Origin of the sequence: Pseudomonas sp. REP124 (assembly GCF_020164475.1) — a bacterium.
GTDB lineage: Bacteria > Pseudomonadota > Gammaproteobacteria > Pseudomonadales > Pseudomonadaceae > Aquipseudomonas.
On record NZ_JAIQWX010000010.1, the window covers coordinates 58,659 to 74,811 of the forward strand.

The following is a 16,153-nucleotide window of genomic DNA, read 5'->3' on the forward strand; positions in this document are numbered from 1 at the left end:
ACCCGCTAACGGGTACGCAAAAAGAAAAATGAGCGCCGGAAAAATCAGGCCAGCCAGTAGCGGGTCAGGTGCCGCGCCGGGTCGGTGTAGCGACTGCGGGCGTGGATCATCCGCCAGTTGTCCCAGATCAGCATGCAGCCTTCGGGGATCAGCACCGGGGTGTTGTGCTCGATGAAATACGCCTCGCCAAGCACCGCGAATTTGGCCAGCGGCGAGCTGTTGTTGCTCACTTGGGACTGTTCCAGTGCTTGCTTGGAGGGGTTCACATCACCGTAGTGAAACTGGTTGTAGCTGAAGCGGAAAATGTCGCCGTCCTCGGTGGGCGTGAGGATGTATTCCTTGACTCGGGTTTGTGCAGGCTCGCCCGGTTTGGCCGTGGCGACGAACTCCACCGGCGTGTCATCCAGCCATTCGCGTAGCTCCGGCTCGCTGCGCTCCAGCGACTTCAGAAACTCATAACCATCCACCAATCCCGTGTGCCCGCCACCACAAGTTGCCTGCTTATGGCAATGCAGCGCCAGGTAGCGCGGCGGCGGGCCGTACACCGGTGCCTCGGTGTGCGGGCCGATACCGTTCATGCTCTGGGAATACGGCAGGTCTTCGTAACCCGGCTTGCGGGTGATGGCGAAAGCGGTCTGGCCGTTGAACTGCGGAATGACCGGACCGAACTCGTGCAATGCTCCTACAACGTCATGGGCGAATTCGCCGGGGGTCAGGACAGTCCAGCCGCGGGACGACAACTCGTCATGGCGATGGCCCAGCGAGACGTAAGGTTTGGACGCAACAATCCCTGGATTTGACATGGTGAGATTCCTGGCGGTTTATCCGGCGTTGACGGTTGAGGTGTAGGCGGCGATCAGTTCGCGGCAGGCATTGCCCGGCTGATAGTGATGCTCGTCGATGCTTTGCACCGGCGTGACTTCGGCGGCGGTGCCTGTCAGAAAACACTCTTCGAAGTCGCCCAGTTGCGTAGGCAAAATCGTGGTTTCGACCACCTGATAGTCCAGGGCCTTCGCCAGCCCGATGACGGTCTGACGGGTGATGCCATCGAGGAAGCAATCCGGCAGCGGCGTGTACAAAGTCCGCCCTTTGACGAAGAACACATTGGCGCTGGTGGCCTCGGCGACATGCCCCCGCCAGTCGAGCATCAGGGCATCGTGGAAGCCGTTGTCTTCCGCATCGTGCTTGCTCAGCGTGGCGATCTGGTAATGCCCGGACGCCTTGGCTTCAAAGGGGCTGCTGTTGGGTGGAGGACGACGCCACGCGGCAGTCTTCAAGCGAATGCCGGCCATGCGCGCCGCCGGGTCGAAGTAGCTCGGCCACTGCCAGCAGGCGATTGCCACATGGATGCGATTGAAGCGCGCCGAGGTGGAAATCATCTCGCTGCCGCGCCAGGCCACCGGCCGCAGGTAGCCCTCGACCACCTTGTTGCGCTTGAGCAATTCATGGCTGGCCGCTTCCAGCTCCTCAAGGTCGAACGGGATGACAAAATCCATCAGCTGCGCCGAGCGATACAGCCGCTCGGTGTGTTCACGCAGCTTGAAGATCCTGCCGTTGTACACCCGCTCCCCTTCATAGACCGTGCTTGCGTAATGCAAGCCGTGGGTCAGTACGTGCAGACGCGCCTGGGACCACTCGACGAACTCGCCGTCGAGCCAGATCACCCCTTCGCGTTGATCAAACGGGATACTGCTCATGTCCTTATCTCCCCATTGTTCTAGAAATTTCCTACGCCGTTTGCAGCAGTACCGGTATCAATTCCGGCGTCTGTTCCAGCAATCGCTCAGGCTCGGTCTGAAAGAAAAACCCGCGTTCGCCAAAGGCCGGGCGCAACTGGTCGAACCAGGTCGCCTGCGGGTCGAAACGCGCATAGAAGGTGCGCAACACCCATTGCGGATCCCGGGCCTGGAGGAACTGCAGCACGAAGACTTTTTCCCCGGCGACGGTCTCGATGCCGTTGATCAATACCTTGCCGTAGAAGGTGCTCATGGACGGACCGCGCACCGTCCGCGCCAGCCCCGACACCGTGCGGTACGCCGCCTGGAAGATCTCGAACGCCCGCGCCAGCGGCATTGCGAAGTAATGACTGGGGCCGGTGTCGCGTTCGACGAACATGTAATAAGGCACCGCTCCCAGGCGCACGCCTTCGGTCCACAACGCCGCCCAGTCTTCCGGGTTCTCGTTGATATGGCGGATCACCGGCGCCTGCATGCGCACGGTCGCGCCGGTCGAGCGAATGCGTTCCACCGCTTGCCGGGCGATGTCCTGGCGCAGCTCCACCGGGTGGTTGTAGTGGCCCATGACCGAGAGGTTTTTCCCCGCCACGACAATCCGCCGAAACAGCTCGAGCAACTCCGGCGCATCCTTGTCGCTGACAAATCGCTGCGGCCAATACGCCACGGATTTAGTGCCGATACGGATGCTTTTCAGGTGCGGCAATTCCAGCAGCGGTTCGATGTAACTGGCCAGCGAACGGGTGTTCATGATCATCGGATCGCCCCCGGTGATCAGCACATCGGTGACTTGCGGATGCACCCGCAGGTAGCTCACCAGCTCCTGGGATTCCCGGGCGTTGAATTTGAGTTCTTCCTCACCGATGAACTGCGCCCAGCGGAAACAGAAGGTGCAGTACGCGTGACAGGTCTGACCGGCGCCGGGGAAAAACAGCACGGTCTCGCGGTACTTGTGCTGAATGCCCGGCAGGACTTTTCCGTCGAGGGTGGCGTTGTTGTGCGTCAGCTGCCCAGCCGGATGCGGATTCATGCGCAGCCAGATCGCCTCGATCTTGCGCTTGATGGCCGCGCTGTCGTCCAGTTCGATCAACTGCTTGAGCGCGGCGTATTCGTCCGGCAGCAACATGTCCTTGTGGGGAAAGGTCATACGGAAAATCGGATCATCCGGAATATTGTCCCAGTCGATCAGCGTCCCCAGCACGTATTCGTTGGTGCGAAACGGCATGACCCGGGCCACAACCGTCATGGCTTCCTGCAGCTGCGGCGTCAGCTTGTTCCAGTACGGCGTATCGCGAATGGTGCGTGAGTTATAGGGTTTGTATCTTTCGTGCTCCGACAGTCCCTGCATGGCAGCGCTCCTGGTGTTGGCTGGCAGTGATTACTGAATGGCCGGCGCTACGCGCTCTATGTCCATCCATGCCCGAACGCTGTCGCGGTCCCATTGGCGGCGCACGTAGGCCGCAAGCCGGGCCGGTACCGGATCACCGTTGGCCACCAGGCGGTTGAGCATGATTGCCAGGTCGGTGTCGGCGATGCTCCAGTCGCCGAACAGGTTCTCGGCTCCCTCCTCCAGCAAGTGATCGGCGACGAAGAACAGGCGATCCGCTGCGGCTCGGGCCTCATCGGAAAGCGCGGTGTCTTTCTTTCCGAAGTACACCAGGTCAAACGGGCGCTCCTTGCGCACCACCAGCAGATCGCTGCGCAACCAGGCCTGAAGCTGACGGGCGCGGGCCCGTTGCTTGAGGTCCTGGGGATAGAGTTTTTTATGGCCCGGGGAGAGTTCTTCCAGGTATTCGGCGATGGCGGAAGATTCCGACAGGGCGAAATTATCGTGAACTAATGTGGGGACTTTGCAGGTCAGCGAAATATCCCGGTAATTCGCTTGATAGTTCTCTTTGGCTTTCAAATCCACTTTTACAAAGTCGAATGAAAGTTGTTTTTCCTTGAGAGCAACAAAAGCCGACATCGCAAACGCGCTAATAAAGTCCGCACCGACATACAGTTTGAGTTTTCGGTTTTCCATAGAACACTCCATTGCAATGGCTGCATTGATAAATCTGCATTGGAAGTGATCGTATTAAGTTGACTGGGGGCTGGATAGATACAGAATTTGTGAGTTTCAATCGATACAGAAAGTCTGCGGACGAAGCGATTTGTAGCAGCTGGCGAAGCCTGCGCCCCCTGTAGGAGCGAGCTTGCTCGCGATGGTGGTCAACGATAACGCTGGCGTCCTGACACCCAGCGGTGTCCTGTCTTCCATCGCGAGCAAGCTCGCTCCTACAGGGGGGCGTGGGAATTAGAGGGAGGTGTTGGAGAGTTGGGCCATTTGCGGCATGTTGCTCATGTTGAGCATGGCCAGAGGCTCGGTTTTGCTGGTGTTGACGAAGCCGTGCCGGGTCCAGGCCGGTACCAGCAGCACGTCGCCAGGGCTGACGCTGACTTCATCGGCACCTTCCAGGGTCAGGGTGCCGCTGCCGGCCTGAATGATGAACAGGTGCCACCAGGCATGGGCATGACCGACCAATGTCGAGCCTGGAATCAGCCATTGCATGGAGACCGCCATCCCGGGTGTCAGCCTGCAACCTTCGGGGCTGTTGTCGTGGGCCAGCGCGACGATATCGACGTCGCTGTCCGTCAGACTCTGACGTATGTCCGTCAGTTCGCCCTGCTTCCAAACCCGCGCACCGATCGGCGGGTTATTCAAACTCTGGCGAAAATCCTTATATGAAAAGAACCCACCTTGAACGTTATTCATCGGCAAATACCAACTGTCTGGTGACTTGAATCACCAGACACTAGGACAACAACTTGCAACTGTAAAGCCAAGACTTTAATCAATTACAGAACCGCAGGACGCAGCGCCGCGATCATATCAACTTCCACTGCGGCATTTTTCGGCAATTGATAAACACCGACCGTGGTTCTCGTATGTTTACCGGCATCACCCAGCACATGGCTGATGACATCCGAGGCGCCGTTTGCCACGTCACTGAGATCGACGAAGTCCGCCGTGCACTTCACATACACGTTCATCCGGATCAGCGCCTTGACCTTGTCCAGCGAACCCACGGCGTCGACGATCAGCGCCAGGCCGCGCAACGCACTGATGCTCGCCGCCGCCTGTGCGTCCGCCATGCTCAGGTCCAGGCCGACCCGGCCCGGATAGAGGATCTTGCCATCCATGCGCGGCACCAGGCCGCTGATGTACAGCTCATCGTGGTGGCGGATCAGCGGGGTGTAACGGCCGCCAACGGTGTTCTCGCCATAGATGTCGAAACCGAACTCCTTGGCCAGGGCGATGAAGCGCTCATCACAGGTCATGTGTTCAATCATTTACCCAATCCTCTTGATCAATACTGCTGAAAACTTCGATCCCTGTGACTTAACCTGCTGCCCTCACGGGCGGCTCCAGACTGGTGATCCCTGTGTTTGATTCGATGGCCTGCGCCAGACGCAGCAGGTCATTGCTCAGCTGCTCGTAGTGCTCGTTGAACAGCACGATGTGGCCGATGAACGAGAAGTTGTCCTTCACCAGCGCGGACACCGAATCACCAATACGCTTGGCGAACTTGGCCTCTACGACTTCGATATTCAGCGAGCGGGCCAGGACCTCAACATCGGGAATCGAACGCAAAATGCCGCCGGCCGGCGCCCTGAGCAGGCGTATGCCGCAATAGCCGCGAGCGACCGGTGCGAAGGGCTCGATATGGCCTTCCACGGCCCAGCGCACCCAGCGTTCCCACGGGTTGAAATCGACGAACGCGCGATGCGCCAGATCCCAGATGTGCATGCCTCCGGGGCGCATATTGGTTTCCACGGCGGAGGTCAGATGGTCGGCGCGCAGGAACACTTCGTTGTGCCAGGCGCCGTTGTCCAGCGACACCAGGTCGGCCATGTGCCGGCCAGCATCGAGCAATTGGGTCTGTACGGCCTCCGGAAGAGGCGCGGGCACGACCTGCTGGATCTCCGCGCGGTAGGCGCCTTCGGTGGTGGTTTTCTCGGTGATCCAGGTGCTGCCGGCCACGCAATCCCAACTGTATTCGCGGGCGTTCTGGATCAGCTCTTCGATGACGATTCCGCCTTCGCGGTAGGGCTTGAGCGCCTGCCAGACCTCATCGCATTCGGACGGATGATTGATGACCCGGCAGCCCCGGCTCGCGCCTTCGCAGGCCGGCTTGATGAAGGCTTTTCCGCCCAGTTCGACAACCCGCTGACGCAAATCGGAGAGGCTCTCGACCCGCGTGGAAAACACCGGGCGATAGTCCTCGGGCGATTGGGTGGCCACGACCTCCAGGCTGCGGAAGATCTGCTTGTCCAACCCCGCGCGCGCTTCGGCGGGGGTGATGCCCGGCAGGCCAAAATGACTGGCCAGCGCTGCACCAAGCAGCACGCCGCGATCAGAAAACGGCAGCACGCCGATCAGCTTCCACAGATCGGCCTTCAGGCAACCCACCACCAGTTCGAGGGACGCGGCTACGTCCTGCTCGGCGAACGATGTCGTGCAGACGTGATCGGCCACTTGATCGTCATTGGGCTGGACCTGCTCGACCAACAGGATCAGCCGCGCGTTGTAGAGCGACTTGCACAGCTCGCGCAGCTTCGGGATATCGTGAACCCGACTACCGTTGTAACCCACCACAATGACGCATGAAGTCGTATTCATAATGCCCCCGACTTGCAAATTGAAACCCGCACCCGCGACGACTCAGTCGTGTAACGACGCTTGGGATTTACGGTTGAACCAGTACCAGGCCAGGATCCCGCCCGCGCCGATGGCCGCCAGCACCAGCGCGTTGTACGGCGCCGGCACGGCCCGCATGATCAGCACCGTTAGCCCGGCGCCGACGCCCAGGGAGACTTCCTTGACGAACATGTTGTTCTGCTTGACCGAGAAGTAATCGAGGTAGCTGAAGGCGCATTCGGCCAGCGACAGCAGCGCGACCCAGATCAGCGCGCCGACCAGGGTTTCGACGTGGAATGCAGCGGGCGATGACAGCACCGCGAAGCCGGCGAAGATGATCCCGATCACTGCCAGCACCTTGAAGCGGCCGGTGCGCTCGATCAGCTTCATCATTGGCACTTGGGCGAACACCACCACGGCGCTATTGAGGATCAGCATCAGGCCGTACCAGGCGGGCAGCTCTCCGGTCTTGAGCAGGATCGCCTGGGGCAGAATCGAGAACACCCCAAACAGCTTGATGCCCATGATGATCCCGGCGATCACCCACGGCAGTTTGTTGCGCCAGCCGCTGCCGTCATGGGTGACGGGGCTTGCGGTTACGGGCTCCGAGGTGAAGGTCGCGCCATGAGCGATCGGCAGGCACAGCAGTACGAAGGCCGCGGCACCGATGAAGAACATGGTCGGGGTGAGCATTGGCGACAGGAGGATCAGGCCGGCCAACAGACTGCCCATGTTCATTGCGACGCGGTTGTAGGCCGCGCCTTCCTTGGTCTGCGCTGCTTCGCTCTTGATCAGGTAGCCGGCAATCGCGATGCCGTAGGCAAACAACGCGGCGGCGAACATCACCACGCCCTGGTTGCTGGTGACGGCCAGCAGCACCAGCCCCGCAGCCGCGCACAGCAAGGTGACGCTGAGGGAACGGCGGCCCAGCACCAGCAAAGTCAGCGGCAGCAGCAACAGCAAGGCGCGATAGCCGAGGGCGAGGATGCTGTTGGTGGCGGTGTCTAGCCAGACGTTGGCCTTGCCCAGCACTGCAAACAGCGATACAGCGGTGATGATGCGGATCGCAAACAGGCGAATGTTGATCACCGGTTTGGCGATGGCAGCTGTTGTTTGAACACTCATGCAGCACCTCTGAAACCATTGACTGTTCAGGGCTCGAACGCCCACAGTCAGGAAAGTCTGTAAGCTGATGTTAGAGACAGAGGCTTATTTTCATCAGAGCAAGTTCGTATAGAATCCAACGAACTTTACTGCCGGAGAGACCAGTAAAATGCAGGTTCAGCGCGCCGTCATCGCCGCCTTCGAGTTCCAGCCAGGTGTGCCGCTGGTCCAGCAGATCGTCGATCAACTGTCAGTCGCCATCAATCAGGGTGGCCTACCGCACGGCTCGCGTCTGCCGCCGATTCGCGAACTTTCCGAGCTGATGAACGTGGGCAAGTCCACGGTGGTGGATGCGCTGGATCGCTTGCGCGCCAAGGGTCTGGTGGTGTCGCGCCAGGGTTCGGGCCACTACGTTCACCGTTCTTCTACCCCGATCAAGAGCGATGCCGGGCCGGATCTGCAACCACAGGACACCCTGAGCGTGGTCCGCCGCGCGGTGCTGCAGGACACCGGTGCGTTGCGTCCCGGTGCCGGCTTCCTGCCCTCCTCCTGGCTGCCCGCCGATGAACTGCTCAAGGCCGTGCGCAGTACCGTTCGCGCGACTTCCCTGCAAATGGGCGAGTACGGCGTCGCGGCGGGTTATCTGCCATTGCGCGAGGCATTGCGGGTCAAGCTGTCGGCGATCGGCATCGAAGTGCCGGTGGACCAGATCGTCACCACCGCCAACACCGTGCAGGCCATCGACATGCTGATGCGCCTGCTGGTCAAACCCGGCGACACGGTGCTGCTCGACGACCCGTGCTACATCACCATGCACACAAACCTGGCCCTGCACGGCGCTAGGGTCATCACCATTCCCCGCGGTGCCGACGGCATGGACATGGAGGCCTTCGAGCAACTGGTCAATACCCAGCGCCCTGTGCTCTACATGACCAACAACGTCCTGCACAATCCGACCGGACACTCGTTCTCGCCGGCACAGGTCTATCGCCTGTTGGAGTTGAGCCATCGCTACGGTTTCCACATCGTCGAAGACGATCTGTACGGCGACCTGCAGCAACGAATGACCCCGCGTCTGGCGGCGGGTGGGCTGGACAATGTCAGCTACATATCCGGATTCTCCAAGACCCTGACCGCCAACAGCCGCGTCAGCTTCGCGGTGTTGTCACCACAACTGGCAGCCCGCATGGTCACACTGAAAATGGCCTGCGGCGGCATGACCTCGGAACTGGCCGAGCAGATCATCTGCGCCATGCTCAGCGACGGCAGCTACGCCAAACACACCCGACGCACCGTGGACCGCCTCTACGAATCGAGCAGCCGGGTGTCCACATGGCTGATGGAAGCCGGTTGTTCGGTGTCCTCCTTGCCCCACGAAGGCCTGTACATCTGGACCCGACTGCCTCAAGGATTGCACGCCGAAACCCTGGCCCGAAAAGGCATGGATATCGACCTCGTACTGGCCCCCGGTACCTTGCTCAGCAAAGCGCCGGATGCGAGCCAGTTCCTGAGATTCAATGTGGCGCACAGCGATAATTTTCAGGTGCGGGAGCGGTTCTTGCGGCTTCTCGATAACTAGCACTTCACACTCGTGTAGGAGCTGGCTCAAACCAACACAGCAGGCTGCGATCTTTTGATTTTGCTCTTCAAAATCAAAAGATCGCAGTCTTCGGCAGTTCCAAGGATTCGGTGTCGCATCCATCGGGATGCTGCTTGACACAATCCATCGCAAGCAGACAGTGCTCGACGCACCCTGTAATAACTGCGCGTGATTGAAAACCCTGCGCTTCTTTCGAGGTGCACGGCTTTTTCTGCAAAATCGTCGCCTGATTCACTTTGCTTGCCGTTGAGGTTTTCTAGCCACTTATTTGAGGTTATAGCGCATTATCGCTATAACTATTTATAACTTCCTATGAGCTCCAAACGGCTGAGCGTGATTACATGCGATGTTTGGCAGAGCTGGGCGAAGGGCCACAACGCACTGCCGATGTGGCGGCAGCCTTGGGACGATCAGCTACAAGCCTGGGCCCGGTGCGAGACAGCTTGATCAAGAAGGGAATGATTTATAGCCCCGAATATGCGCAGATCGCTTTCACAGTACCGCTGTTCGACGAATTCATGCGCCGTGTGACTGCGGCCCCATCACAATAGAAAAGAGTACCGCTCAGAGCTACCAAATGTTGGATCAGCCTGGAACCACTTAATTGAGCTCAACAAAAAACCCCGCACCTTCTCTCAAAGGTGCGGGGTTTTCTTTACAGCAATCCGACGCTTACGGCGCGTACGTCACCAACAACTCGGCCGGCACTTTGAAGTCCAGGGACATCGCGACGCTCAACGCGGTGATGGTGAAGATCGAGAACACGAACAGCTTGCGTGCCCAGACCGTGTCATCCACTGCCTTGTAGCCTGTCCAGGCCATGTACAGCCAGTACATGCCCATGGCCGCGGCGACGGCGAGGTAGCTCATGCCGGCGTAGCCGCTGAAGGTCAGCATCAGGGTCGCCACGAGGAAGGCCAGGATGTAGATCAGGATGTGCTTCTTGGCCACCTGGATTCCGCGCTTCACTGGCAGCACCGGAATCGATGCGGCCAGGTAATCGTTGAAGCGGAAGATCGCGATGGCGTAGGAATGCGGCATCTGCCACAGGCTGAACATCACCAGCAAAGTCAGTGCAGCCATGTCGAAGGTGTTGCTCACCGCGACGTAGCCGATGACCGGCGGCATGGCGCCCGACAGACTGCCCACCAGTGTGCCGTGAACCGACTTGCGCTTGAGGTACAGGCTGTAGAGACCGACGTAGATCACGAAGCCGATCACGGCGAACAGTGCGGCCAACGGGTTGGCCACCTTGTACAGCAACGCAACGCCGGCGACACCCAGGACGGTCGCATAGGCCAGGGCCAGTTTCAGGGAGATGAGGCCCTGGACCAGCACACGGTTCTTGGTGCGTTCCATCTTCAGGTCGATGTCGCGGTCGATGCAGTTGTTGAACACGCAACCGGAGGCGACCACCAGGGACGTGCCGATCATGGCGGCCAGGAAGATGGCCAGATCGACATGCCCTTTGGAGGCCAGGAAGAATCCGCCTGCCACAGAAAGCACGTTACCGAAAATGATCCCCGGTTTGGTGATTTGGATAAAGTGCTTGAAGGACATGCGGATTTACCTCACTTCGCCATCATGAACGTGTGGATGCTGAACATGATCCAGATCGACAGACCAACCAGCAGGACAATCACGATCGCGGCAAAGACAAACGCGATGACGTTGTTACGCTGTGCAGCCGAGCGGTCCAGGTGCAGGAAGTACACCAGGTGCACCAGCACCTGGATCACTGCGAATGCCAGGACGATCATCAGCGTGATCGACTTCGGCAGCGTCGGGTACATCACCAGACCGAACGGGATCAGGGTCAGGATGACCGACAGGATGAAGCCAATGCCGTACGACTTGACGCTACCGTGGCTGCCGTCGTCGTGGTGGTCATTGTGGGAATGAGCGTTAGCCATTTACATAGTCCCCATCAGATAAACAACGGTGAATACGCAGATCCACACCACGTCCAGGAAGTGCCAGAACAGGCTCAGGCAGCTCAGACGGGTCTTGTTGGTCGCCGTCAGGCCGTGCTTGTTGACCTGGTACATCATGATCGCCATCCAGATCAGACCGCTGGTCACGTGCAGACCGTGGGTACCGACCAGGGTGAAGAACGCGGACAGGAAGCCCGAACGGTTAGGACCGTAGCCCTCGGAGATCAGCAGGTGGAACTCGTTGATCTCCATGCCGATGAAGCCGGCACCGAGCAGGAAGGTCATGCCCAGCCAGCCCAGGACCTGCTTCTTGTTGCCACGGAAGAACGCCAGCATGGCGAAACCGTAGGTGATCGAACTGAACAGCAGCAGAGCGGTTTCGCCCAGTACATATGGCAGTTCGAAGATGTCGTGGCCCGACGGGCCACCGGCTACGTTGTTAACCAGAACCGCGTACACCGCGAAGATCGACGCAAACAGAATGCAGTCGGTCATCAGGTAGAGCCAGAAACCGTATACGGTCATCTCGCCCGAGTCGTGGTGGTGGTCATCGTGCCCATGGTCATGACCATGGGCGTGTCCAGCATTGGTCACTAAGTTCGACATGGTTTAAGCCTGTTCCAACGAGGTTTCAACACGGGTGGTCGCGTTGGCCCGGACTTTCCCGGCCGCTACCAGACGCTTGTGCTGCTCGGCTTCGATGCGCTCGATCACGTCGACCGGCACCATATAGCCTTGATCATCACGGGCCGCGTGGATCGCGAAGTAGATCACGGTGCCAGCGAGGCTCGCGATTGCCAGCCACCAGATGTGCCAGATCATCGCGAAACCGAACACGGTCAACAGAGCACCCATGACCAGACCGGTCGCGGTGTTGTTCGGCATGTGGATCGGCGAGTACTTGACCGGAGTCTGGTACGCGGTGCCGTTTTCCTTCGCTTCGGTGAACGGATCGACAACGTCGGCTTTCGGCAGCACGGCGAAGTTGTAGAACGGAGGTGGCGAGGAGGTCGACCATTCCAGGGTGTGTGCATTCCACGGGTCGCCGTGTTCGCACATGTTCTCTGGCTTGTTGCGGTCACGCACACTCACGTAGAGCTGGATCAGCTGGCAAGCGATACCGACGGCGATCATCACCGCACCGAACATGGCGACGTACAGGTACGGCACCCACTCAGGGTTGGTAGTGGCGTTCAGACGACGGGTCATGCCCATGAAGCCCAGTGCATAGAGCGGCATGAACGCGACGAAGAAGCCGCTGATCCAGAACCAGAACGCTGCCTTGCCCCAACCTTCGTGCAGCTTGAAGCCGAACGCTTTCGGGAAGTAGAAGGCGAAACCTGCGATGTAACCGAATACCGCACCGCCGATGATCACGTTATGGAAGTGCGCGATCACGAACAGGCTGTTGTGCAGAACGAAGTCGGCACCCGGGATGGCCAGCAGTACGCCGGTCATGCCGCCGATGGCGAAGGTCACCATGAAGCCCAGGGTCCACAGAACCTGGCTGGTGAAGCGCAGACGGCCCTGGTAAATGGTGAACAGCCAGTTAAATAGCTTCACACCCGTCGGGATGGAAATCAGCATCGTCGCCAGACCGAAGAAGGCGTTGACGCTGGCACCCGAACCCATGGTGAAGAAGTGGTGCAGCCAAACCATGAAGCCCAGGATCGAGATTGCGCCCGATGCGTAGATCATGGAGTGGTGGCCGAACAGTTTCTTGCCGGTGAAGGTCGAGATCACTTCCGAGAAAATGCCGAATGCCGGCAGGATCAGGATGTAAACCTCAGGGTGACCCCAGGCCCAGAACAGGTTGACGTACATCATCGGATTGCCACCAAGTTCGTTGGTGAAAATGTGGAAATCCATGTAACGGTCAAGCGTCAGCAGTGCCAGGGTAGCGGTCAGGATCGGGAACGAAGCCACGATCAGAACGTTTGCCCAGGTGCAGGTCCAGGTGAAGATCGGCATGTCCATCAGCTTCATGCCAGGGGTACGCATTTTCAGAACGGTGGCCAGGAAGTTGACCCCCGTCAGCGTCGTACCCAGGCCCGATAGCTGTAGCGCCCAGATGTAGTAATCCATCCCCACGCCAGGGCTGTATTGCAGGCCCGACAGCGGCGGATAGGCAACCCAACCGGTCTTGGCGAATTCGCCGACGCCCAGGGACAGGTTAATCAGCACCACGCCGGAAACCAGCAGCCAGAAGCTCAGGGAGTTCAGGAACGGGAAGGCAACGTCACGCGCGCCGATCTGCAGCGGCACTGCAAGGTTCATCAGGCCGGTGAAGAATGGCATCGCCATGAAGATGATCATGATCACACCGTGAGCGGTGAAGATCTGGTCATAGTGTTCAGGTGGCAGGTAGCCAGGCGAACCCTCGGTGGCCATGGCCAGCTGGGTACGCATCATGATGGCGTCGGCAAAGCCGCGCAGCAGCATGACCATGGCGACGATGATGTACATCACGCCGATTTTCTTGTGGTCGACCGAAGTCAGCCACTCGGTCCAGAGGTAGGTCCACTTCTTGAAGTAGGTGATACCCGCGAACAGTGCCACACCGCCGAGCGCGATCATGGCGATGGTCACCATCACGATCGGCTCGTGGAAAGGAACTGCTTCCCAACTTAATTTACCAAACATCGTTTACTCCTCTGCCCCGGCAGCTGAATGCGAGTTCATGTCCGTAGCGGCCACTTCTTTCTCTTTCTTCTCGTGCTTCACTTTCGGACCTGGTTTCATGCCTTCGTACTTGTCGACGATGGTCTGGAACAGGTTCGGCGTAACCGAGGAGTAGAGCTCGACTGGGTTGTTCTGGCTCTGCTTGGCAAGGGCTGCGTACTCAGCTGATTCGAGCTGCTTAGGCGACTTCTTGACTTCGCTGACCCAGGCGTCGAAATCTTCCTGAGAAGTTGCGATCGCTTTGAATTTCATTCCGGTGAAACCCGCGCCGCTGTAGTTGGCGGAGATACCGTCCATTTCAGCGTTTTCGTTGGCGATCAGGTGCAGCTTGGTCTGCATGCCCGCCATCGCGTAGATCTGGCCGCCCAGCGCAGGGATGAAGAACGAGTTCATCACAGCGTCAGAGGTGATACGGAAGTTGATCGGGGTGTGCGCCGGGAACACGATCTTGTTGACCGTGGCGATGCCTTGTTCCGGGTAGATGAACAGCCATTTCCAGTCCAGCGCGACCACTTCGATGGTCACAGGCTTGACGTCGGATTCCAGCGGCTTGTACGGATCCAGGGCGTGGGTCGACTTGTAGGTCACGTAACCCAGGGCAATGATGATCATGATTGGCACAGCCCACACCGCGATCTCGATCTTGGTGGAGTGGTTCCACTTCGGCGTGTAGGTGGCGCTGGTGTTGGAGGCGCGATATTTCCAGGCGAACAGGAAAGTCATCACGATCACCGGGATCACGACCAACAGCATCAGCAGCGTTGCGGTGATGATCAGGTTTCGCTCATCCAGACCGACCTGGCCCTTGGGGTTGAGCAAGGTCATGTTGCAGCCTGACAGCAACAACATGCCGATCAGGGGCAATAAGCCTAGTAGTCTGGGGTACCTGTTTTTAATCATCTCACGACCTCTAAAGCAGCTTGCGCCATGCAGTTGGGTTTTGATCGCCAACACTTCACCCTGCCAAGGGTTGGCATTTTTTCTTGGATTGAATAAGGGCTGGCCCATCGTGCGTCAGACGCGTTTCGACAAATCCTGGGCTAGCGTTGAGTTCTTATTCGATTCGTGGTCAAAGGCCTTGTTACAGACCAATTCCATTTGGTGCGGATGGTTGCAGCACCGACACCTGGGAGTCTCATGAAGCCAACCGGCCCCTTCGACACCCTTCCCTGCTCAAAGACCTGGTGAGGGTGAGCAGCGCCGGGGATTCAGTGCGGGCGATTGTAGGTATTTCGACTTTTTTAAACCATGTCTCATCCCGAAATAATTTATATCCCGAGTCGCAACAATGCTTCACGAAACCCGTAAAAGTGCGGCATGTTATAGAAATTGATTCTCAACAAAAACACCAAAATAAGTAGGTCTACCTACCCGCATTTCAGACAGTATCGAGTGCCCGATTGCTGTGGATGATGGCGTCGGAGCCCCATATGACGGGGGCTCTGGCAGATCGTCAAAGCCTGTTAAAACTGCCTGTTCGGGCCTGATGTCATCGAAGTGACCAAGCAGAAAAGCGGGCCAATTCAGTCGCGCGCTCGCGCACCAATCCGCCCCCTCGAAAGCCGGTGCGACACAAAAGATGTGACAACATGTCGCACAGTTGCCGCACCCCGAATTGCCTCATGTCACGAACTTTTCATCCTGTCTCTGAAAACGAAAAACGCCCCGGTCCTTTTTCCAGGACCGGGGCGTTTTTTCAAAGCGACGCGACGTTGCCCGTCGACGACCTCAGTGCAGGTTTTTGCGGTTACGCATCGTGAGCAGCGGTACAAGAATCACCACCAGCACGAAAGCCACCAGCGCCCACTGTGCCAGGGACAAACCGAGGATCGGCGGGTACGGCGTAGAGCAGAAACCATCGACCTGGAAGCCCAGCGGGAAGATCTTGGCCAGCGGCAAGTCATCGACGATCGGCTGCAGCACATCGATGCCGCAGCTCACCGCAGGATAGAACTGGGTGTACACGTGATGCCCGGCCACACCGACGCCTGCCAGCGCACAGATCACCACCAGGGTTTCGAAGGTCGTGATGCTGCGACGGCTGCTCATCGCCGCGCCGATGAAGGCGAAGATGGCGATCAGCAGCAAGGCGTAGCGTTGCAGGATGCACAGCGGGCATGGCGCCTCGCCGAGGACGATTTGCATGTACAGCGCGCCGCCGATCAGCGCCAGGCAGATGATGCCCAGCAATACCAGATAGCGCCGTTCACGGCCCAACCGCAGTGTTTCCTCGCTCATCGCGTTTCCCTTCAAGATATCGATTGCCCGCCAGTCTACACGCTGCTCCCGCTCTTGGAGAGCCTGAGGCATGTCGCGGGGTATCGGGGGAGAAGACGCCAGGCGGGTTAAGAAGGGATTAAATTTCGGGGGATTTCCGGCTTTGGATCGGGGTGAAGCATTCGCGGGCAAGCCTCGCTCC

At 58.8% G+C, this 16,153-nt stretch carries 15 protein-coding genes; 1 reads left to right on the top strand and 14 read right to left on the bottom strand.

Features of this window, described 5'->3' with window-relative positions; translation table 11 throughout:
• Nucleotides 1-44: 44 nt before the first annotated feature.
• The 8 genes from K9857_RS04550 to K9857_RS04585 form a co-directional block, all read right to left on the bottom strand.
• The gene (locus tag K9857_RS04550) at nt 45-803 is read right to left on the bottom strand and encodes a TauD/TfdA family dioxygenase (protein ID WP_224533684.1); all 759 of its coding nucleotides are present in this window, start codon (nt 801-803) and stop codon (nt 45-47) included.
• An 18-nt stretch (nt 804-821) separates the two neighbouring features.
• Nucleotides 822-1,697 carry a branched-chain amino acid aminotransferase gene (locus K9857_RS04555; RefSeq protein WP_224533685.1) on the bottom strand — a complete coding sequence of 292 codons (876 nt, stop codon included), beginning with the start codon at nt 1,695-1,697 and terminating at the stop codon, nt 822-824.
• 31 nt (nt 1,698-1,728) lie between these two features.
• Nucleotides 1,729-3,081 carry a KamA family radical SAM protein gene (locus K9857_RS04560; RefSeq protein ID WP_224533686.1) on the bottom strand — a complete coding sequence of 451 codons (1,353 nt, stop codon included), beginning with the start codon at nt 3,079-3,081 and terminating at the stop codon, nt 1,729-1,731.
• A gap of 30 nt (nt 3,082-3,111) precedes the next feature.
• Nucleotides 3,112-3,756: a glutathione transferase gene (gene yfcF / locus K9857_RS04565; RefSeq protein ID WP_224533687.1), complete on the bottom strand. Its 645-nt coding sequence runs from the start codon at nt 3,754-3,756 to the stop codon at nt 3,112-3,114.
• A 273-nt stretch (nt 3,757-4,029) separates the two neighbouring features.
• Nucleotides 4,030-4,488 carry a cupin domain-containing protein gene (locus tag K9857_RS04570; RefSeq protein ID WP_224533688.1) on the bottom strand — a complete coding sequence of 153 codons (459 nt, stop codon included), beginning with the start codon at nt 4,486-4,488 and terminating at the stop codon, nt 4,030-4,032.
• 83 nt (nt 4,489-4,571) lie between these two features.
• Complete coding sequence (locus K9857_RS04575) at nt 4,572-5,066, bottom strand: RidA family protein (RefSeq protein ID WP_175376021.1); 495 nt, start codon at nt 5,064-5,066, stop codon at nt 4,572-4,574.
• A gap of 49 nt (nt 5,067-5,115) precedes the next feature.
• On the bottom strand, nt 5,116-6,396 hold the full coding sequence (locus K9857_RS04580; RefSeq protein ID WP_224533689.1) for a biotin carboxylase: 1,281 nt from the start codon (nt 6,394-6,396) through the stop codon (nt 5,116-5,118).
• A 42-nt stretch (nt 6,397-6,438) separates the two neighbouring features.
• On the bottom strand, nt 6,439-7,539 hold the full coding sequence (locus K9857_RS04585; protein ID WP_224533690.1) for a hypothetical protein: 1,101 nt from the start codon (nt 7,537-7,539) through the stop codon (nt 6,439-6,441).
• Nucleotides 7,540-7,687: 148 nt separating this feature from the next.
• Between K9857_RS04585 and K9857_RS04590 the strand changes: the two genes are divergently transcribed.
• Nucleotides 7,688-9,097 carry a PLP-dependent aminotransferase family protein gene (locus K9857_RS04590; RefSeq protein WP_224533691.1) on the top strand — a complete coding sequence of 470 codons (1,410 nt, stop codon included), beginning with the start codon at nt 7,688-7,690 and terminating at the stop codon, nt 9,095-9,097.
• Nucleotides 9,098-9,790: 693 nt separating this feature from the next.
• Here K9857_RS04590 and cyoE read toward each other — a convergent pair.
• The 6 genes from cyoE to K9857_RS04620 form a co-directional block, all read right to left on the bottom strand.
• Nucleotides 9,791-10,678, bottom strand: a complete 888-nt coding sequence (gene cyoE, locus K9857_RS04595) for a heme o synthase (RefSeq protein ID WP_224533692.1) — start codon at nt 10,676-10,678, stop codon at nt 9,791-9,793.
• Between the two features lie 11 nt (nt 10,679-10,689).
• Nucleotides 10,690-11,031: a cytochrome o ubiquinol oxidase subunit IV gene (gene cyoD / locus K9857_RS04600; protein WP_175376016.1), complete on the bottom strand. Its 342-nt coding sequence runs from the start codon at nt 11,029-11,031 to the stop codon at nt 10,690-10,692.
• Complete coding sequence (locus K9857_RS04605; RefSeq protein ID WP_224533693.1) at nt 11,032-11,658, bottom strand: cytochrome o ubiquinol oxidase subunit III; 627 nt, start codon at nt 11,656-11,658, stop codon at nt 11,032-11,034. It abuts the gene before it with no gap.
• A gap of 3 nt (nt 11,659-11,661) precedes the next feature.
• Nucleotides 11,662-13,695 (bottom strand): cytochrome o ubiquinol oxidase subunit I, encoded by a 2,034-nt coding sequence (gene cyoB, locus K9857_RS04610; RefSeq protein ID WP_224533694.1) that lies wholly within the window; start codon nt 13,693-13,695, stop codon nt 11,662-11,664.
• Nucleotides 13,696-13,698: 3 nt separating this feature from the next.
• Nucleotides 13,699-14,634 (bottom strand): ubiquinol oxidase subunit II, encoded by a 936-nt coding sequence (cyoA, locus tag K9857_RS04615; RefSeq protein WP_224533695.1) that lies wholly within the window; start codon nt 14,632-14,634, stop codon nt 13,699-13,701.
• Nucleotides 14,635-15,462: 828 nt separating this feature from the next.
• A complete protein-coding gene (locus tag K9857_RS04620) occupies nt 15,463-15,972 on the bottom strand; it encodes a disulfide bond formation protein B (RefSeq protein ID WP_224533696.1) in 510 nt (169 codons plus the stop codon).
• Nucleotides 15,973-16,153 lie beyond the last annotated feature (181 nt).

Bases quoted from the DNA above. Each gene is read 5' to 3' on its own strand.
- K9857_RS04550 (WP_224533684.1), bottom strand. From the start codon at position 803: ATGTCAAATCCAGGGATTGTTGCGTCCAAACCTTACGTCTCGCTGGGC.
- K9857_RS04555 (WP_224533685.1), bottom strand. From the start codon at position 1,697: ATGAGCAGTATCCCGTTTGATCAACGCGAAGGGGTGATCTGGCTCGAC.
- K9857_RS04560 (WP_224533686.1), bottom strand. From the start codon at position 3,081: ATGCAGGGACTGTCGGAGCACGAAAGATACAAACCCTATAACTCACGC.
- yfcF (WP_224533687.1), bottom strand. From the start codon at position 3,756: ATGGAAAACCGAAAACTCAAACTGTATGTCGGTGCGGACTTTATTAGC.
- K9857_RS04570 (WP_224533688.1), bottom strand. From the start codon at position 4,488: ATGAATAACGTTCAAGGTGGGTTCTTTTCATATAAGGATTTTCGCCAG.
- K9857_RS04575 (WP_175376021.1), bottom strand. From the start codon at position 5,066: ATGATTGAACACATGACCTGTGATGAGCGCTTCATCGCCCTGGCCAAG.
- K9857_RS04580 (WP_224533689.1), bottom strand. From the start codon at position 6,396: ATGAATACGACTTCATGCGTCATTGTGGTGGGTTACAACGGTAGTCGG.
- K9857_RS04585 (WP_224533690.1), bottom strand. From the start codon at position 7,539: ATGAGTGTTCAAACAACAGCTGCCATCGCCAAACCGGTGATCAACATT.
- K9857_RS04590 (WP_224533691.1), top strand. From the start codon at position 7,688: ATGCAGGTTCAGCGCGCCGTCATCGCCGCCTTCGAGTTCCAGCCAGGT.
- cyoE (WP_224533692.1), bottom strand. From the start codon at position 10,678: ATGTCCTTCAAGCACTTTATCCAAATCACCAAACCGGGGATCATTTTC.
- cyoD (WP_175376016.1), bottom strand. From the start codon at position 11,031: ATGGCTAACGCTCATTCCCACAATGACCACCACGACGACGGCAGCCAC.
- K9857_RS04605 (WP_224533693.1), bottom strand. From the start codon at position 11,658: ATGTCGAACTTAGTGACCAATGCTGGACACGCCCATGGTCATGACCAT.
- cyoB (WP_224533694.1), bottom strand. From the start codon at position 13,695: ATGTTTGGTAAATTAAGTTGGGAAGCAGTTCCTTTCCACGAGCCGATC.
- cyoA (WP_224533695.1), bottom strand. From the start codon at position 14,634: ATGATTAAAAACAGGTACCCCAGACTACTAGGCTTATTGCCCCTGATC.
- K9857_RS04620 (WP_224533696.1), bottom strand. From the start codon at position 15,972: ATGAGCGAGGAAACACTGCGGTTGGGCCGTGAACGGCGCTATCTGGTA.